This window comes from Nocardioides sp. SRI_004, assembly GCF_057586415.1.
Map to the genome: position 1 here is coordinate 26,993 of NZ_JBYCZV010000001.1, position 16,424 is coordinate 43,416.

Consider the following 16,424-nt stretch of genomic DNA (forward strand, 5'->3'; position numbering starts at 1 on the left):
CCGATCGACCGAAGGACCCACTCATGACTTTCGTCCGCTACGAGCACGCCGACGGCGTCGCCCGGATCACCCTCGCCGACGGCGGCAACGGCAACCCCGTCCACCTCGACTCCGTCGCCGAGCTCCACGCCGCCGTGCGCAGCGCGCAGCGTGACGGCGCCCGGGTGGTCGTGCTGGCCGCCGAGGGCCGCTTCTTCTCGGTCGGCGGCGACCTCGGGGCCTTCGCCGGCGCCGACGACGTCCAGGCCTTCATCGACGACCTCGCCGAGGCGCTGCACCGCGTGGTCAGCGAGCTGGTCCGCTCCGAGGCCATCGTCGTGACCGTCGTGCAGGGCACCGCCGCCGGCGCCGGCTTCCCGCTCGCCGCCGTCGGCGACATCGTGCTCGCCGCGGACTCCGCGAAGTTCAGCCTCGCCTACACCAAGGTCGGCCTGTCGCCCGACGGCGGCAGCTCGCTGCTCGTGCACAGCCTCGGGCTCCACCGCACCCTGCGCCTGGCGATCCTGGGCGACCTGCTCACCGCGCAGGAGGCGTACGACGCCGGCCTGGTCGCCCGCGTCGTCCCCGCCGACGAGCTGGCGGCCACCGCCGAGCAGGTCGTCGCGACCCTCGCCGCCGGCTCCGCCTCCGCCAACGCCTCCGCCAAGCGGTTGCTGCGCGAGGTCGTCGCGCCCGCCCCGGAGACCGCGCTGCGCAAGGAGTCCCTCTCGATCCGCGCCCTGGCCGGGTCGCCCGACGGGCGCGAGGGCGTGGCCGCGTTCGTGGAGAAGCGGGCGCCGAAGTTCGGCGGCTGATCCCTGGCCGAGTCGCGGGAGCGTCGTCAGATGCGGTCATCCGGGAGGGGTCGCTCGCCGGCGTCCGTGGCATGATCCCGCGGTCGCCGACGCTCGGGTCGGCCCGTCTCGGGGGTAGTGCATGTCATCGCAGAGCAACGAGCTCAAGGCCGCTACCGTCGCCCGCCAGGTCCTCGCCCTGGTCTTCCTCGTCGCCATGATCGCGGCGCCGGTGGTCTGGCTCGTCGGGTTGGACCAGGAGCGCACGGACCTGCGGGACCTGCCGGACTGCGGGGCCACGGTGAGCAGCGACTGCCTCGAGCTGCGTCCGGGCACCGTGGAGTTCAAGTCCACGAGGAGCCGGAAGGAGCGGAAGAAGGGCAAGGCCACCTTCGAGGCCGCGGACGGCGAGCGCGACGGGCTGCGGCTGGAGTGGGGCCCGAGCGTGGACGGCGACGTGCAAGGGATCTACCACGACGGCCACATCATCGGCGTCCAAGGAGAGGACGGCCGCCGCTGGGCCAAGGCCGGGCTGGGGGGCGTGTTCGGCCTGCCCCCGCTCGGCCACGTGGGCATCTCGGTGCTGCTCGTCCTGATCACGGTCGGGTCTGGGTTCGCGATCCACGTGCTGAACCGCCGGGACCCGGGCGGTCAGGCCGCCCGTGAGGCCAAGGCGGCCGCGGCGCGGGAGAAGCTCAACCGCCGCTTCGGCTGACGGTCGGGTCCGCCGGGGTCGTGGCCTCCGCGTGCCGCACCGGGCAGCCCGCGACGCCGGGCACCGGGAAGGTCCCGAGCTCGCCGAGGGCGTAGCCGCCCGGGTAGCTCTTGATCCGCGGCAGGTCCGCGGTGAAGGTCGGGACGCGGTTGGACGGGGTGAGCCGCAGCAGCCTCGCACGGGCCCTCATCGCGGCGCGGCTGAGCCGACGGGCGAGCGGGCCCGGGTCGACGTACGCGAAGGCGTCGAGCAGCGGCTCGTCCATGAGGGCGCGGCTGAAGACCTCGACCGGCCCGCGCACGGGGCGCGGGTAGAAGGTCGTCATCAGGCGCAGGGTCGCGTCGGCGACGCGGCGCCCACCCGCGTCGAAGTCGAAGTGGGCGCGCTCGTAGTCGTCCATCAGGTGCATGAAGCCGTCGTAGGTCTCCGGGACGTCCTTGATGCCCATGTGGCGGCCGAGCGCGCGGTAGTAGTTGACGCTGGCGCGCAGCTCGGTGTCGGTGAGCGGGCGCCAGCCGTAGTCGTCGAGCCAGCGCTTCGGTACGACGACGAAGGTCGACAGGACGTAGCGCATGTCGTCGTTGGAGATGTCGTAGGCCTTGTGCATCTGGTTGATCCGGCGCAGTGCGGTCTTGCCCGCCGCGCTGTCGAAGCCGTGCACGAAGGGCGCCTCGAGCAGGAGCGCGGTGTCGTCGTACCGCTTCTGGACCTGGCCGGTGAAGGCGCCGGTCTGGTCGAGCAGCCGGCCGATGCTGGGCACCGCGTAGGTGCGGAACAGGGCGAAGCTGAGCGACTGGGTGAGGTCCCAGGTGAACTCGTAGAGCGCGAGGTTCTGGTAGATCTCGACGTAGTCGGTCTCCGGGTCGAGTGCGTCGTTCCGGTCCCGCCACAGCGACTTGGCCATGGTCGAACGATACGACCCGGTGACTAGAACGCGTTTCAGTTTGGCCCTACAGTGCGATGCGTGAGCGCCCCTGACGTCTTCGCCCCCGTCGACCTCGGCCCGGTGCGGCTGCGCAACCGGACGGTGAAGGCCGCGACCTTCGAAGGACGCACCCCGCACGGCGAGGTGACCGACGAGCTGATCGCCTACCACCGGGCGCCCGCCGAGGGCGGGGTCGGGCTGACGACCGTCGCCTACCTCGCGGTCGCGCCCGACGGGCGCACGCACGCGGAGCAGATCGTGGTCTCCGAGCGCACCCTGCCCGGACTGGCCCGGCTCGCCGACGAGATCCACGCGACCGGCGCCGCGATCGCCGGCCAGGTCGGCCACGCCGGCCCGGTCGCCAACGGCCGCTCCAACGGCGTCCCCGCGATCGCGGCCAGCCGGATGCCCAGCCCGCTCTCGATGCAGATGATCCGCTCGGCGTCGGAGCGGGACCTGACCCGGGTGACGAAGGCGTACGTCGACACGGCCCGCCTCCTGGTGCGCGCCGGCTTCGACGTGCTCGAGCTGCACATGGCGCACTCGTACCTGATCTCGTCCTTCCTCGCGCCCGCGCTCAACCGCCGCCGCGACCGCTGGGGTGGGCCCCTCGAGCGGCGCGCCCGGCTCGCGCGGCAGGTGGCCCGCGTCGTACGGGAGGAGGTCGGGGACGCCGTCGCGGTGACCGCGAAGATCTCGGTGTCCGACGGCTTCGCCGGCGGGGTCACGACCGAGATCGGCCTCGACCTGGCCCGGCTCCTGCAGGGCGACGGCCACCTCGACGCGCTCCAGCTCTCGGGTGGCTCGTCGCTGATGAACCCGATGTACCTCTTCCGTGGTGCCGCGCCGGTGTCGGAGTTCGCCGACACCATGCCGCCGCTGGTGCGCTGGGGGATGAGGACGCCCGTGGGGCGGAGCTTCCTGAAGGAGTACCCGTTCGAGGAGGCGTACTTCCGCGAGAAGGCGATGGAGTTCCGCCGCGAGCTCGCGATGCCGCTCATGCTGCTCGGCGGGATCAACCGGCTCGACACCATGCAGCAGGCGATGGCGGACGGCTTCGACTTCGTGGTGATGGGGCGGGCGCTGCTGCGGGAGCCGGACCTGGTCAACCGGCTGCAGGCGGGGGTCGCCCGGAAGGGGATCTGCATCCACTGCAACCGGTGCATGCCGACGATCTACTCGGGGACGCGGTGTCCGGAGTGGGCGGCGGGGGAGATCATCCCGGTGGTGCGGCGGGGGGAGTGAGTTTCACCGGCCGGCCGGTGAAACTCTCGCGCTTGGACGACGAAACTCATGGTTGGACGACGAAACTTCGTCGTCCAACCATGAGTTTCACCGGCCGGCCGGTGAATCTCCCGCGCCCGCAACCCTTCCCCAAAACTAGAACTCGTTCTAGTCTCCTCCCATGTCACAGGTCATCCCCGAGAAGCCGCTGCGTGTCGTCGTCTGGTCGACCGGGACCATCGGCCGGCACGCCATCGTCGGCGTCGACGCCCATCCCAACCTCGAGCTCGTCGGCGTGTGGACCTCCACCCCGGACAAGCACGGCAAGGACGCCGGCGAGCTGGCGGGGCTCGGCCGCGAGCTCGGCGTCAGGGCGACCACGGACCGCGACGAGCTGATCGCGCTCCGGCCCGACTGCATCGTGCACGGGGCGATGACCGACGACCGGGTCTTCGAGTCGATCGAGGACCTGACCGGGTTCATCCGCGACGGCGTCAACGTGGTGTCGTCGGGACCGGTGATCCTGCTGCACCGCGACGGGACGCTGCCGCCCGAGATGATCGAGGCGATCGACGAGGCGGGCCGGCAGGGCGGCGCCAGCCTGCACGTCAACGGCATCGACCCGGGCTTCGCCAACGACGTCCTGCCGCTCGTGATGACCTCGCTGTCCCAGCGGATCGACCACGTGAAGGTCAGCGAGATCGCGGACTACTCGACCTACTACCAGCCTGTCGTGATGCGCGACCTGTTCGGCTTCGGCCAGCCGCTCGACGCGAAGCCGCTGCTGTGGGAGCCCGGCATCCTGACCACCGCCTGGGGCCCGGTCGTGCGGATCATCGCCGACGGCCTCGGCGTGACGCTCGACGAGCCGCTCGTCGAGGAGGTCGACCGCCGCCCCGCCCCGCGCAGCGTCAGCACGGTCTCCGTCGACGTCGAGGAGGGGACGATGGGCTCGGTGATGTTCCGGGTCGTCGGCACCGTCGACGGCGTCCCGCGGGTCACCCTCGAGCACGTCACCCGCACCGACGCGACCGCCGAGCCGGACTGGCCGACGCCCAACGAGGGCGACGGCTGCTACCGGATCGAGATCACCGGCGAGCCGTGCATGAAGGTGGAGTTCACCCACCACGGCGAGAACGGCGACCACAACGTCTCCGGGATGATCGTCACCGCGCAGCGGCTCATCAACGCTGTCCCCGCGGTGGTCGCGGCCCAGCCCGGTCTGCGCTCCGCGCTCGACCTCGGACTGGTCACCGGTCGCGGCCTCGTGACCGGCACGAAGGCGGAGCGATGAGCATCCTCGACCGCTTCACCCTCACCGACCACGTCGCCGTCGTCACCGGCGCGGGTCGCGGCATCGGCGCCGCGACCGCCGTCGCGCTGGCCGAGGCTGGCGCCGACGTGCTGATCTCCTCGCGCACCGAGGCCCAGCTGCTGGAGGTCAAGGAGCGGGTCGAGGCGACCGGCAGGCGAGCGGTCGTCGTACCGGCGAACCTCGCGCACACCGACGAGGTCGCCGCGCTGGCGCAGGCGGCGTACGACGCCTTCGGCCGCCTCGACGTCGTCGTCAACAACGTCGGCGGCACCATCCCGAACGCCTTCCTCGACACCGACGTGGCCTATCTCGAGGAGTCCTTCCACTTCAACGTCGCGACCGCGCACGCGCTGAGCCGCGCGGCCGTCCCGCTGATGCTCGCGTCGGCGGGCGAGGGCCGGCAGAAGTCGATCACCTCCATCAGCTCGATGATGGGTCGGACCGCTGCCCGCGGCTACCTCGCGTACGGCGTCGCCAAGGCCGCCCTCGCCCACTGGACGCGGCTCGCGGCGACCGACCTGGCCCCGTCCGTCCGCGTCAACGGCGTGTACGTCGGATCGGTGATGACCAGCGCGCTGGAGTTCGTCGCCGGCGTACCCGCCATGAAGCAGCAGATGGAGGAGGCGACACCCCTCGGCCGGATCGGCGAGGCGGAGGACATCGCCGCCGCGGTGGTCTACCTGTCCTCGCGCGCGGGCCAGTTCGTGACGGGCAAGCTGCTCGAGGTCGACGGCGGGATCCAGCAGCCCAACCTCGACCTCGGCCTCCCCGACCTCCAACCCGAGACGGCCCCTCTCTAAGGTCGGGGTCATGAGCACCAAGGGCGTCGCGACCGGTCATGCCATCTCGCCGGACTCCGGCGAGCACTGGGCCAACGAGGGCGCCTGGAAGGTCGCGGACGGCATCCACCGCATCCCGCTGCCGCTGCCGATGGACGCCCTCAAGGCGATCAACGTGTACGTCGTCGAGGGGGACGACGGGCTCACCCTCATCGACGGCGGCTGGTCCATCCCGGTCGCCCGCGAGCTGCTCGACAAGAGCCTGCGCTCGATCGACTCCGGCTTCGGCGACATCAAGCGCTTCCTCGTGACCCACGTCCACCGCGACCACTTCACGATGGCCACCGTCCTCGGCCACGAGTACGGCGCCGAGGTGGCCCTCGGCGTCGACGAGAAGCCCGCGCTCGAGCTGCTCCACCGGGCCTCCCTCGGCGAGATCAAGGGCAGCCCGTTCCTCGAGGTGCTGCGCACCGCCGGCGCCGCGGACATCGCGGACCTGTGGGAGGCCGGCCACGACGGCGAGCTGCCCGACGCGGCGGACTGGGCCTTCCCCGACCTCTGGCTGGAGGGCGACCGCAGCTTCGAGGTCGGCCACCGCGTCATCGACGCGGTGCACACCCCCGGTCACACGCCGGGCCACTACGTCTACGCCGACCGGGCCGAGGGCGTGCTCTTCGCCGGCGACCACGTGCTCCCGACGATCACCCCGTCGATCGGCTTCACCGTGCCGGCCGTCGAGCAGCCGCTGGGGCAGTTCATGGCCTCGCTGGCGCGGGTGCGCCAGCTGCCCGACCTGCGGATCCTCCCGGCCCACGGGCCGGTCGCCCCGTCGTCGTACGAGCGTGTCGACGAGCTGCTCGCCCACCACGAGGAGCGTCTCGAGCTGTGCCTCGCCTCGCTGCGGGCGCGCGGCACGGTCACCTCGCTCGTGGTCGCGAAAGACCTCGGCTGGACCCGCCACGAGCGGGCCTACGACGAGCTCGACGTCTTCAGCCAGGGAATGGCTGCGATGGAGACGAAGGCCCACCTCGACCTGCTCGTCGCGCGCGGCCAGGCGACGTCGGCGGACCGGGCCGACGGGGTGGAGTACACCGCCGTAAACTAGGGCGGTCAGACAGGGGAGCCCGCGCCACGGGCTGAGAGTGCGGTACGCCGCAGACCCTCCGAACCTGATCCGGTTAGCACCGGCGAAGGGAGTCCACCCATGCGTGCGCGCGCACTCACCACGATCACCGGTCTCACGGCGGCGACCCTCCTGGCGGGCGGCTGCTCGCTCGTCGGGCAGGAGGACGACGACAAGGCGGGGGTGCGGAACACCGAGGTCACCCTGGTGACCCACGAGTCCTTCGCGATCCCCGAGGAGCTGGTCGAGCAGTTCGAGAAGGACACCGGCTACCAGCTGACGATCAGCAAGCTCGCCGACGCGGGCGCGCTGACCAACCAGCTGGTGCTCACGAAGGACGACCCGATCGGCGACGTCGTCTTCGGCGTCGACAACACCTTCGCGACCCGGGCCGTGGACGAGGGCGTCTTCGACGCCTACGCCCCCGAGCTCCCGGACGGTGCCGAGGCCTACGAGCTGCCGGGCGACGACGACGACGCGCTCACGCCCGTCGACACCGGCGCGGTCTGCGTCAACGTCGACTCGGCGTGGTTCCGCAGCAAGGGGATCGCCGAGCCGCAGACCCTCGCTGACCTGACCGAGCCCGCCTACAAGGACCTGCTCGTCGTCCCGGCCGCGAGCACCAGCTCGCCGGGCCTGGCCTTCCTTCTGGCCACGATCGGCCGCTACGGCGACGGGTGGCAGGGCTACTGGAAGGACCTCGCCGCCAACGGCGCCAAGGTCGTCAAGGGCTGGACCGAGGCCTACTTCGAGGACTTCACCTTCTCCGGCGGTGACCGCCCGATCGTCGTCTCCTACGACTCGTCGCCGGCCTTCACGCTCAACAAGGCCAAGACCCGGACGACGACGAAGGCGCTGCTCGACGGCTGCTTCCAGCAGGTCGAGTACACCGGCGTGCTGAAGGGCGAGGACACCAACACCGAGGGCGCGCACGCGGTCATCGACTGGCTGCTGTCGCCGGAGGTGCAGGCCGCGCTGCCGCCGTCGATGTACGTCTTCCCGGTCGCCGACGGCGTCGAGCTGCCCGCCGACTGGGCGAAGTTCGCGAAGCGCCCCGAGGAGACCGAGACCGTCGACCCGGCCGAGATCGCCGAGCAGCGGCAGTCGTGGCTGGAGGAGTGGACGGACATCGTCTCGAAGTGAGCTGGAGATGAGCACGGCCGTCGGCGGGGCGAGGGGGCGGACGACGGGACGCATCGCGTACGTCGTCCTGGCCCTGGTCCCCGTCGCGGTGGTGACCGTCTTCTTCGTGCTGCCCGTCGGCGCCATGCTGCACCGCGGGCTGTGGCCCGAGGGCCGCTTCGATCCGGGCGCCGTCCTCGACGTGCTGCGGCGACCACGGACCGGCCGGGTGGTGTGGTTCACCGTCTGGACCAGCACCGTGGCCACCACGGTCGCGGTCGCCCTCGGCCTGCCGGCGGCGTACGTCCTGCACCGGCTGCGCTTCCCGGGCCGCTCGGTGGTCCGTGCCGCGCTGCTGGTGCCCTTCGTGCTGCCGACCGTCGTCGTCGGGCTCGCGGTGCGCGAGCTGATCGCCCCGGCGGGCGTGCTCGGCTTCCTCGGACTCGACGGCACAGCGGTCGCGATCATCATCGGGCTGGTCTTCTTCAACGTCGCCGTCGTGATCCGCACCGTCGGCGTCGCCTGGGAGTCGCTCGACCGTCGACCCGCCGAGGCGGCCGCGGCGCTCGGAGCGACGCCGTGGCAGGTCTTCCGGACCGTCACCTTCCCGGCGCTGCGGCCGGCCGTCGTGTCCGCCGCGAGCGTGGTGTTCCTCTTCTGCGCGACCGCGTTCGGCGTGGTACTGATCCTCGGCGGGGTGCGCTACTCCTCGGTGGAGACCGAGATCTACCTGCTGACCGCCGACCTGCTCGACCTGCCGGCGGCTGCCGCGCTGTCGCTGGTGCAGATGCTCGCGGTGGTCCTCCTGCTCGTCGTGGTCGGCCGGCTGCGGGCCGTCCCGGACCCGACCGTACGACGGTCGGTCGCCCCCGCCGCGCGCCCGCAGTGGCGCGACGCCCCCGCGATCGTGGTGACCGTCGCGACGCTCGCGGCCGTCGCCCTGCCGGTCCTCGCCCTCGTCGCCGGGTCGTTCCGTCGCGACGGCGGCTGGTCCCTCGACCACTACCGCGCCCTCGGCGGGTCGGCCGACGGACTGTTCCCGGTCTCGGTCGCGGAGGCGCTCGGTGCCTCGCTGCGGATCGCCGTCGACGCCACGTGGATGTCGCTGCTGCTCGGCCTGGTGGTCGCCTTCGTGGTGACCCGGCGGGTGCGCTCGCGTGCCGGCCGCCGGGCCCGGGCCGCCCTCGACGGCTTCTTCATGCTGCCCCTGGGCGTCTCCGCGGTGACCCTCGGCTTCGGCTTCCTCATCGCGCTCGACGAGCCTCCGCTCGACCTGCGCTCGAGCCCGCTCCTCGTCCCGATCGCGCAGGCGCTGGTGGCCCTGCCGATCGTCGTACGGACCCTCGTGCCGGTGCTGGCCGGCATCGACGACCGGCAGCGGCAGGCCGCCGCGTCGCTGGGCGCCGGTCCGCTGCGCACGCTGCTGACCGTCGACCTCGCGGTGGTGTGGCGCCCGGTCCTCGCCGCTGCGGGCTTCGCGTTCGCCGTGTCGCTGGGGGAGTTCGGCGCCACGTCCTTCATCGTGCGGCCCGCCGAGCCGACCCTGCCGGTCGTGATCTACCGGCTGCTCGGCCACCCCGGGCCGCTCAACCACGGGACCGCACTGGCCGCCTCCGTGGTGCTGGCCGCGGTCACCGCGGCCGTGATCCTCGTCGTCGAGCGCCTGCGGGTGCCCGGAACAGGAGCCTGGTGATGCTCGAGCTCTCCGACCTGACCGTCGCCTTCGACGGCACCGTCGCCGTCGACGGGGTGGACCTCACCGTCGCCGACGGCGACGTGCTGGCCGTCCTGGGCCCCTCCGGGTGCGGCAAGTCCACGCTGCTGCGTGCGATCGCCGGCCTCGAGCCCGCCGTCGGTCGGGTCGCCTGGGACGGCGCCGACCTCGCCGGCACACCGACCCACCGGCGCGGCTTCGCGCTGATGTTCCAGGACGGCCAGCTCTTCGACCACCTCACCGTCGCCCGCAACGTCGGCTACGCGCAGCGGCTGCGCGGCGCCGACCGCCGCGCCGTCCGCGCCGAGGTCGACGACCTGCTCGCGCTCGTCGGCCTGGCGGGCTACGGCGAGCGCCTGCCCCGCACGCTGTCCGGCGGGGAGCGCCAGCGCGTCGCCCTCGCCCGCTCGCTCGCCGCCCGCCCCCGGCTGATCCTGCTCGACGAGCCGCTCAGCGCGCTCGACGCGGGCCTGCGGGTCCGCCTCGGCGCCGACCTGCGCCGGATCCTCGTCGAAGCCGGTACGACGGCCCTGCTGGTCACCCACGACCAGGACGAGGCCTTCGCCGTGGCCGACCGGGTGGCCCTCATGCGCGCCGGCCGGATCGTGCAGGAGGGGCCCGTCGCCGAGGTGTGGGCGCAGCCGGTGGACGACGAGGCGCGGGACTTCCTGGGCGCCCGGCGCAGCTTCGGCGGGCCCGACGCCGCGCGGATCCTGGCGGCCGCCGGGCTGCCCGACGAGGACGGTGTGACGATCGTCGTACGGCCTTCGGGCAGCGGAAGTGACAGTGGAACTGGCACCGTCTCCTAGACTCCGTCGGGTGTACCGCCGCGCCTATACCCTCCTCATCGGCACGGCCGCGCTCATGCTGGGCCTCGCAGTGTTCGCCGCCGTCAAGCTCGACCGGCGGCTGCTCGACCCGGAGGGCAGCTTCCTCGGGCCGTCGTACATCCGCCTCCCGCTGCTCCTGGTCGGGGCCCTGCTCCTCGACCTGCTGCCGCTGACGCTGTGGCGCGCGCGGGGGCGTCCGAACCGGGTGCTGCCGATCGCGAAGCACCGGCTGAAGACGCACTGGACCAAGGAACGGGCGACGCTCGTCGGCATCGGCGTCATCAGCTTCTACCTGACCTACGTCAGCTACCGGAACCTCAAGTCGTTCCTGCCCTTCGTGCGCTCCGCGCCGGACGCGACGGCGGACAAGCCGAGGGCGCTGTCGTACGACCGCGAGCTGCACCTGCTCGACAAGGTCATCTTCTTCGGCCACGACCCGAGCGAGGTCCTCCACGGGATCTTCGGCACGACGTTCACCGCCGAGATCCTGTCGCCGATCTACCTCATGTTCCTGCCGCTCGTGCCGCTCGGCGTCACGGCGTGGCTGGTCTGGTCGCGCAACATGTCCTTCGGCTACTGGTTCGTCACGGCGCAGTGCCTCGCCTGGTCGCTGGGCACCCTGTCGTACTACCTGCTGCCGACCCTGGGACCCGGCATCGCCTACGCCTCGCTGTACTACGGCGTCGACGGCCTCACCCACACCGGCACGACCGACCTGATGAACTCGATCGTCCGGGCCCGCGGCAACGTGCTGTACGGCGGCGCGACCGGGTCCGTGAACTCGATCGCCGGCTTCGCCAGCCTGCACTGCGCGATCACCCTGCTGTTCGCGCTGATGGTGCAGTACACGCTGCGCTCGAAGATCCTGAAGTGGATCTTCTGGGTCAACTTCGGCCTCACCGTCATCGCGACCCTCTACTTCGGCTGGCACTATGTCGCCGACGACCTCGCCGGCATCGCGATCGCCATCGTGTCCTTCTACGTGGGCGGCGTGGCGAGCGGGCAGAAGTTCGACAGGCACGGGCACTCGCACCCGACGACGACCACGTCGAAGGTGCCGGTCGACGTCGACTGACGTCGCTGACTGCTGCCGTCTGGGAGTTTCACCGGCCGGCCGGTGAAACTCACGCTTGGACGACGAAACTTCATCGTCCAAGCGTGAGTTTCGTCGTTCAAGCGCGCCAGTTTCACCGGCCGGCCGGTGAAACTGGCGGCGACTTCTAGGAATTACAACGATGTAGTTCGTCAAGCCGACACGCCGACAACTCCTGAGAATCTTGGGATTTTTGTTTCCAATGTGACGAAATCGCACTACGGTGACGCGAGTGCGTACGCCAACTCTCGGGACCGGACTGCTCGCGCTCGTGCTGACCGCGGGGGTGGTCGCGCCGGCGATCGCCGACCCGGACGGGGCCGGCGGCGGCTCGGGGAGCAGCACCCCCAGCGCCGCCGACGTCCGCGCGGCCAAGGAGCGAGCGGCCGACGCGCGGACCGACGTCGACGGGATCCAGGAGCGCCTCGCGGCCGCCGACGACGCCCTCGACGCCGCGTCCGTCCGGGCCGCGAAGGCGGCCGAGGCGTGGAACGGCGCCCGCTGGGAGGCGCAGCAGGCGCGGGTCCGGGAGCGGACGGCGACGGCCGCGTCGGCCCGCGCCGACAAGGCGCTGCGGGCGCAGAAGGCGGCGTACCGCGACGTCCTGATCACGACCAGCGGCGCGGGCACCGACCTCGCCGCCGCCAACGCGATCCTCGCCGCGGACGACATGCAGGCGCTGCTGGAGGAGACCGCGAGCAAGGACCGGGTCGACGACCTGCTCGACCAGCAGCGCGCCGAGTACGACGCCGCGGCCGGCGCCGCCGCGAAGGCGGAGGAGTCGGCCACGGCCGCGGCCGACGAGGCCGAGCAGGCCCTGGCGAAGGCCCGGACGGCACGCGACGCGGCGCAGGCGGAGGCCGACGCCGCGGCGGCGACGGCCCGCCGAGTCGGTCGCCAGAAGGTGCGCCTGGTCGCGACCCTGGCCCGGCTGCAGGGCGTGAGCGTCGCGGTCGCCCAGCGACGCCAGGACGCGCTCGAGTCGGAGACCCGCCGGGCACGGGCGGCCGCGACCCCCGACCCGGAGCCCCGGCCGGACCCGCAGCCCCAGCCCGCCGACGACGGCCCCGCTCCCGACCCCGCGCCCGCCGACCCCGAGCCCGCAAACCCCGCGCCCGCGGACCCGCCTGCTCCCTCCGGGGGCGCCCAGGCCGCGATCGCCTTCGCCCGCGCGCAGCTCGGCGAGCCGTACCAGTGGGGCGCGGCCGGACCCGGCTCGTGGGACTGCTCGGGCCTGACCTCGAAGGCGTGGGCCGCCGGCGGCAAGAGCCTGCCGCACTACTCCGTCGCCCAGTACGACGTCTCGACGCCGATCGCGGCCGGCCAGCTCCGCCCGGGCGACCTCGTGTTCTGGGGCGACAGCGGCAGCCCGTCGTCGATCTACCACGTCGCGCTCTACGTCGGCGGCGGCCGGATCATCCACGCCCCGCGCACCGGACGCCCGGTGACCGAGGAGTCGATGTACTACTGGCGGACGCCCGACTTCTACGCGCGGCCCTGATCCGCCCGCCGATCCACTAGGTTCGGCCCATGGCCGAGGAGTCCACCACCAGCGCGCCGCCGGTCCTCACCGTCGACGTCCCCGCGCTCACCGAACTGCTGGACGGCCGGTACGCCGACGTCCGCCGCACCGTGCGGGCGCTGCTTCCGACGTACGCCTCCGTGCTCGAGGATGCCGAGACGATGCCGCGCGAGGAGTTCCGCGAGCGGGTCAAAGAGGTCGTCCTCGAGATCGCGAGCACCGGCGCGGTCGGCATGGGCTTCCCCGAGGAGTACGGCGGAGGTGGCGACATCGGCGCCTCGATCGCGGCCTTCGGCACCCTCGCCTACGGCGACCTCTCGGTGCTGGTGAAGGTCGGCGTGCAGTTCGGCCTGTTCGGTGGCGCGATCCTGCAGCTCGGCACGAAGCGGCACCACGACGCGTACCTGGCCGACCTGATCGCCGGGCGCCTGCTCGGCTGCTTCGCGATGACCGAGACCGGCCACGGCAGCAACGTGCAGGCCCTCGGCACGGTCGCCTCCTACGACCCGGAGGCGGGGGAGTTCGTCATCACGACGACGACGCCCGAGGCCGGCAAGGACTACATCGGCAACGCCGCGAAGCACGCCCGGGTCGCGGTGGTGTTCGCGCAACTCGAGGTGGCGGGGGAGGAGCACGGCGTGCACGCGCTCGTCGTACCCCTGCGCGACGAGGCGGGCGCCACGCTGCCGGGCATCCGGATCGAGGACGACGGCCACAAGATGGGCCTCAACGGCGTCGACAACGGCCGGATCTGGTTCGACGGGGTGCGGGTGCCGCGGGAGGCGTTGCTCAACCGGTTCGCCGACGTCACCGAGGACGGCACGTACGTCAGCGAGATCGAGAGCGCGGGTCGTCGCTTCTTCACGATGCTCGGGACGCTCGTCCAGGGCCGGGTCTCGGTCGGCGCGGCCGGGGTCAGCGCCGCGAAGGTCGCCCTGACGATCGCGGTCCGCTACGCCCTGCAGCGACGCCAGTTCGAGACCGGTGCCGGCGAGGGCGCGGACGGCGAGAAGGAGCAGCTGCTGCTCGACTACGGCCTGCACCAGCGCCGCCTGCTCCCGCGGCTGGCGCGCACCTACGCGCTGCACTTCGCGCAGGAGGTGCTCGCCGCGCGCCTCCACGACGTGTTCTCGGGCATCACGACCGACGAGGAGTCGCGGCGGCTGCTGGAGTCGCGGGCCGCCGGGACGAAGGCGCTGTCGACCTGGCTGGCCACCGACGTGATCCAGGAGTGCCGCGAGGCGTGCGGCGGGGCCGGCTACCTGTCGGTCAACCGGTTCGCCGCGCTCAAGGCCGACACCGATGTCTTCACGACCTTCGAGGGCGACAACCACGTCCTGCTGCAGCTGGTCGGCAAGGGCCTGCTCACGGACTTCGCGAGCGACTTCTCCGACCTCGACCAGCTCGGCATGGTGCGTTTCGTCGCCGGCCTCGCGGTCGACACGGTCCTCGAGAAGACCCGCGCCCACCGCCTGCTGCAGAGCATCCGCGACGCGCTGCCGTCGGGCGGCAACGACAGCTGGTCGACCGACGCGGGACTGCGCGACCCGGAGTACCACCTCGCGATGTACCGCTTCCGCGAGGAGCACCGGATCGGCGGTGTCGCCCGGCGCCTCAAGCGCGGTGTCGACTCCGGCATGAACCCCGGCGAGGTCTTCTCCCGCGTCCAGGACCACGTGATCGCCGCGGCCCGAGCCCACGTCGAGCGCATCGTGCTGGAGGCCTTCGTCGAGCAGGTCGCCGCGATGGAGGACGGCGACCTCAAGCTCGCCCTCAACGCGCTGTGCGACCTCCACGCGCTCTCCGGCATCGAGGCCGACGCCGCGTGGTTCATCGAGCACGACCGCCTGTCCACCCAACGGTCGAAGGCGATCACCCGCGAGGTCGGCGACCTGTGCCGCCGGCTCCGCCCCGTCGCGCGCGAGCTGGTCGACGCCTTCGCCGTCCCCGAGCCGCTGCTCCGAGCCCCGGCCCTGGTCGAGGGAGGTGCCTGAGATGCCCACCCACCTCGTGCGCGCTGCCGTGTCGAAGGTCCCCGGCCTCGGCGGCTGGTCCGACGACCCGCTGTGGGCGTCCTTCTACGACTGGACGGTCGAGCACCCGCGTGCGGGCGGCGCGATCTGGCGCGTCGGCATCCAGAGCGACCTGCGCCTCCTCTACCGCGCGGCGGCCGAGATCGGTCGCCAGCCCGCCGGCGCGCGCATCCTCGACATCCCGTGCGGTGGTGGTGTCGCCCTGCGCGGGCTGAAGCCCGGCCAGGGCGTCGAGTACGTCGCCGCCGACATCGCGCAGGCCATGCTGGACCGCACGATGGAGGCTGCGCAGGAGCGCGGCGTCGCCGACCAGGTCGAGCCCCGCATCGCCGACGTCGGCGACCTGCCGTTCGCGGACGCGTCCTTCGACCTCGTGGTCACCTTCACCGGCCTGCACTGCTTCCCCGACCCGGCCCGGGCCGTCATCGAGATGGCGCGCGTGCTCCGGCCGGGCGGCGTACTCACGGGCAGCGCGCTGCTCAACGACTCGGTGCGCTACGCGCCGCTGCGCAAGGCCGGCCGGATCGCCGGCCTGCTCGGACCGGGCTGCACCAGCGACGACCTCGAGGGGTGGCTGGCCGGCCAGGGCATCGCCGACGTCGTGATCGAGAAGAGCGGCGCGATCGGCTACTTCCGCGGGGTCAAGCGCTGATGCAGGTGCCCCGGGCGCGACGCAGGTCGGCCTCCGAGCGGAGCGCGGCGGTCTTCGACGCCCTGCGCAACCTGCTGCTCGAGCACCCCTGGGGCGACGTCACCCTCGAGGCCGTCGCCCGTGACGCGGGCGTGAGCCGGCAGACCCTCTACAACGCGTTCGGCTCGCGCTACGGGCTGGCCCAGGCCTACGCGCTGGCCCTCGCCGACGCGCTGTGCGACCTGATCGCGGTGACCATCGCCGAGCACGCCGACGACCCGCGGGCGGGCCTGGAGGCCGCGCTGACGCTGTACCTCGAGACGTCCGTGCAGGACCCGCTGATCCAGCGGGTGCGCTCCGGCGACGCCCACCATGACCTGGTCCGGGTGGTCACGACCGATGCGGCGCCGTTGCTGGGGCGGGTCGCGGAGCGCTTCGAGGAGGTCGTCCGCAGCACGTGGCCGGTCGTCCCGGCCGAGCGTGCGCAGGTGCTGGCGCGCACGCTCGCCCGGATCGCGGTCAGCTATGTCACCATGCCGCCCGAGCACGACGACCCGCCGGCCGCGCTGGCCGCCGGGCTCGCCGCGCTGCTCGCGCCGACGATCGACTGAGCCCGGGCCGGGCC

At 72.5% G+C, this 16,424-nt stretch carries 15 protein-coding genes and 1 riboswitch; of the genes, 14 read left to right on the forward strand and 1 reads right to left on the reverse strand.

All coding sequences use genetic code 11. The features are described 5' to 3' along the window. Positions 1 to 23: 23 nt before the first annotated feature. Both AC2YHB_RS00160 and AC2YHB_RS00165 read left to right on the forward strand, forming a co-directional pair. The gene (locus tag AC2YHB_RS00160; RefSeq protein WP_487353266.1) at positions 24 to 794 is read left to right on the forward strand and encodes an enoyl-CoA hydratase/isomerase family protein; all 771 of its coding nucleotides are present in this window, start codon (positions 24 to 26) and stop codon (positions 792 to 794) included. A 121-nt stretch (positions 795 to 915) separates the two neighbouring features. Beyond that, entirely contained in the window at positions 916 to 1,488 is a 573-nt protein-coding gene (locus AC2YHB_RS00165) for a hypothetical protein (RefSeq protein ID WP_487353267.1), read from the forward strand. On the opposite strand, the gene AC2YHB_RS00170 is transcribed toward AC2YHB_RS00165, so the two are convergent. Then, complete coding sequence (locus AC2YHB_RS00170) at positions 1,469 to 2,392, reverse strand: oxygenase MpaB family protein (RefSeq protein ID WP_487353268.1); 924 nt, start codon at positions 2,390 to 2,392, stop codon at positions 1,469 to 1,471. The two genes, AC2YHB_RS00165 and AC2YHB_RS00170, sit on opposite strands and share 20 nt — an antisense overlap. A gap of 60 nt (positions 2,393 to 2,452) precedes the next feature. Here AC2YHB_RS00170 and AC2YHB_RS00175 point away from each other — a divergent pair, with 60 nt between their 5' ends. The 12 genes from AC2YHB_RS00175 (at position 2,453) to AC2YHB_RS00230 (ending at position 16,410) form a co-directional block, all read left to right on the forward strand. Beyond that, entirely contained in the window at positions 2,453 to 3,658 is a 1,206-nt protein-coding gene (locus AC2YHB_RS00175; protein ID WP_308645558.1) for an oxidoreductase, read from the forward strand. A 160-nt stretch (positions 3,659 to 3,818) separates the two neighbouring features. Beyond that, on the forward strand, positions 3,819 to 4,931 hold the full coding sequence (locus AC2YHB_RS00180; RefSeq protein WP_179649062.1) for an NAD(P)H-dependent amine dehydrogenase family protein: 1,113 nt from the start codon (positions 3,819 to 3,821) through the stop codon (positions 4,929 to 4,931). Then, positions 4,928 to 5,752, forward strand: a complete 825-nt coding sequence (locus AC2YHB_RS00185) for an SDR family oxidoreductase (protein WP_179649063.1) — start codon at positions 4,928 to 4,930, stop codon at positions 5,750 to 5,752. The genes AC2YHB_RS00180 and AC2YHB_RS00185 overlap by 4 nt, the downstream gene beginning before the upstream one ends. Before the next feature lie 10 nt (positions 5,753 to 5,762). Beyond that, positions 5,763 to 6,836, forward strand: a complete 1,074-nt coding sequence (locus tag AC2YHB_RS00190; protein ID WP_179649064.1) for an MBL fold metallo-hydrolase — start codon at positions 5,763 to 5,765, stop codon at positions 6,834 to 6,836. A gap of 1 nt (position 6,837) precedes the next feature. Continuing rightward, positions 6,838 to 6,944, forward strand: a riboswitch (TPP riboswitch). Next, positions 6,936 to 7,997 carry a thiamine ABC transporter substrate-binding protein gene (locus AC2YHB_RS00195; RefSeq protein ID WP_179649065.1) on the forward strand — a complete coding sequence of 354 codons (1,062 nt, stop codon included), beginning with the start codon at positions 6,936 to 6,938 and terminating at the stop codon, positions 7,995 to 7,997. (Overlaps the previous riboswitch by 9 nt.) A 7-nt stretch (positions 7,998 to 8,004) precedes the next feature. Beyond that, positions 8,005 to 9,669, forward strand: coding sequence for an ABC transporter permease (locus AC2YHB_RS00200; RefSeq protein ID WP_179649066.1), 1,665 nt, complete (start codon positions 8,005 to 8,007; stop codon positions 9,667 to 9,669). Continuing rightward, positions 9,669 to 10,499 carry an ABC transporter ATP-binding protein gene (locus AC2YHB_RS00205; protein ID WP_179649067.1) on the forward strand — a complete coding sequence of 277 codons (831 nt, stop codon included), beginning with the start codon at positions 9,669 to 9,671 and terminating at the stop codon, positions 10,497 to 10,499. The genes AC2YHB_RS00200 and AC2YHB_RS00205 overlap by 1 nt, the downstream gene beginning before the upstream one ends. A gap of 10 nt (positions 10,500 to 10,509) precedes the next feature. Continuing rightward, positions 10,510 to 11,595 carry a phosphatase PAP2 family protein gene (locus AC2YHB_RS00210; protein ID WP_308645559.1) on the forward strand — a complete coding sequence of 362 codons (1,086 nt, stop codon included), beginning with the start codon at positions 10,510 to 10,512 and terminating at the stop codon, positions 11,593 to 11,595. A gap of 250 nt (positions 11,596 to 11,845) precedes the next feature. Continuing rightward, positions 11,846 to 13,114: a C40 family peptidase gene (locus AC2YHB_RS00215; RefSeq protein ID WP_487353269.1), complete on the forward strand. Its 1,269-nt coding sequence runs from the start codon at positions 11,846 to 11,848 to the stop codon at positions 13,112 to 13,114. Between the two features lie 29 nt (positions 13,115 to 13,143). Then, positions 13,144 to 15,129 (forward strand): acyl-CoA dehydrogenase family protein, encoded by a 1,986-nt coding sequence (locus tag AC2YHB_RS00220; protein WP_036550021.1) that lies wholly within the window; start codon positions 13,144 to 13,146, stop codon positions 15,127 to 15,129. A gap of 1 nt (position 15,130) precedes the next feature. Beyond that, on the forward strand, positions 15,131 to 15,820 hold the full coding sequence (locus AC2YHB_RS00225) for a class I SAM-dependent methyltransferase (RefSeq protein WP_179649070.1): 690 nt from the start codon (positions 15,131 to 15,133) through the stop codon (positions 15,818 to 15,820). Beyond that, positions 15,820 to 16,410, forward strand: coding sequence for a TetR/AcrR family transcriptional regulator (locus AC2YHB_RS00230; protein ID WP_487353270.1), 591 nt, complete (start codon positions 15,820 to 15,822; stop codon positions 16,408 to 16,410). The genes AC2YHB_RS00225 and AC2YHB_RS00230 overlap by 1 nt, the downstream gene beginning before the upstream one ends. Positions 16,411 to 16,424 lie beyond the last annotated feature (14 nt).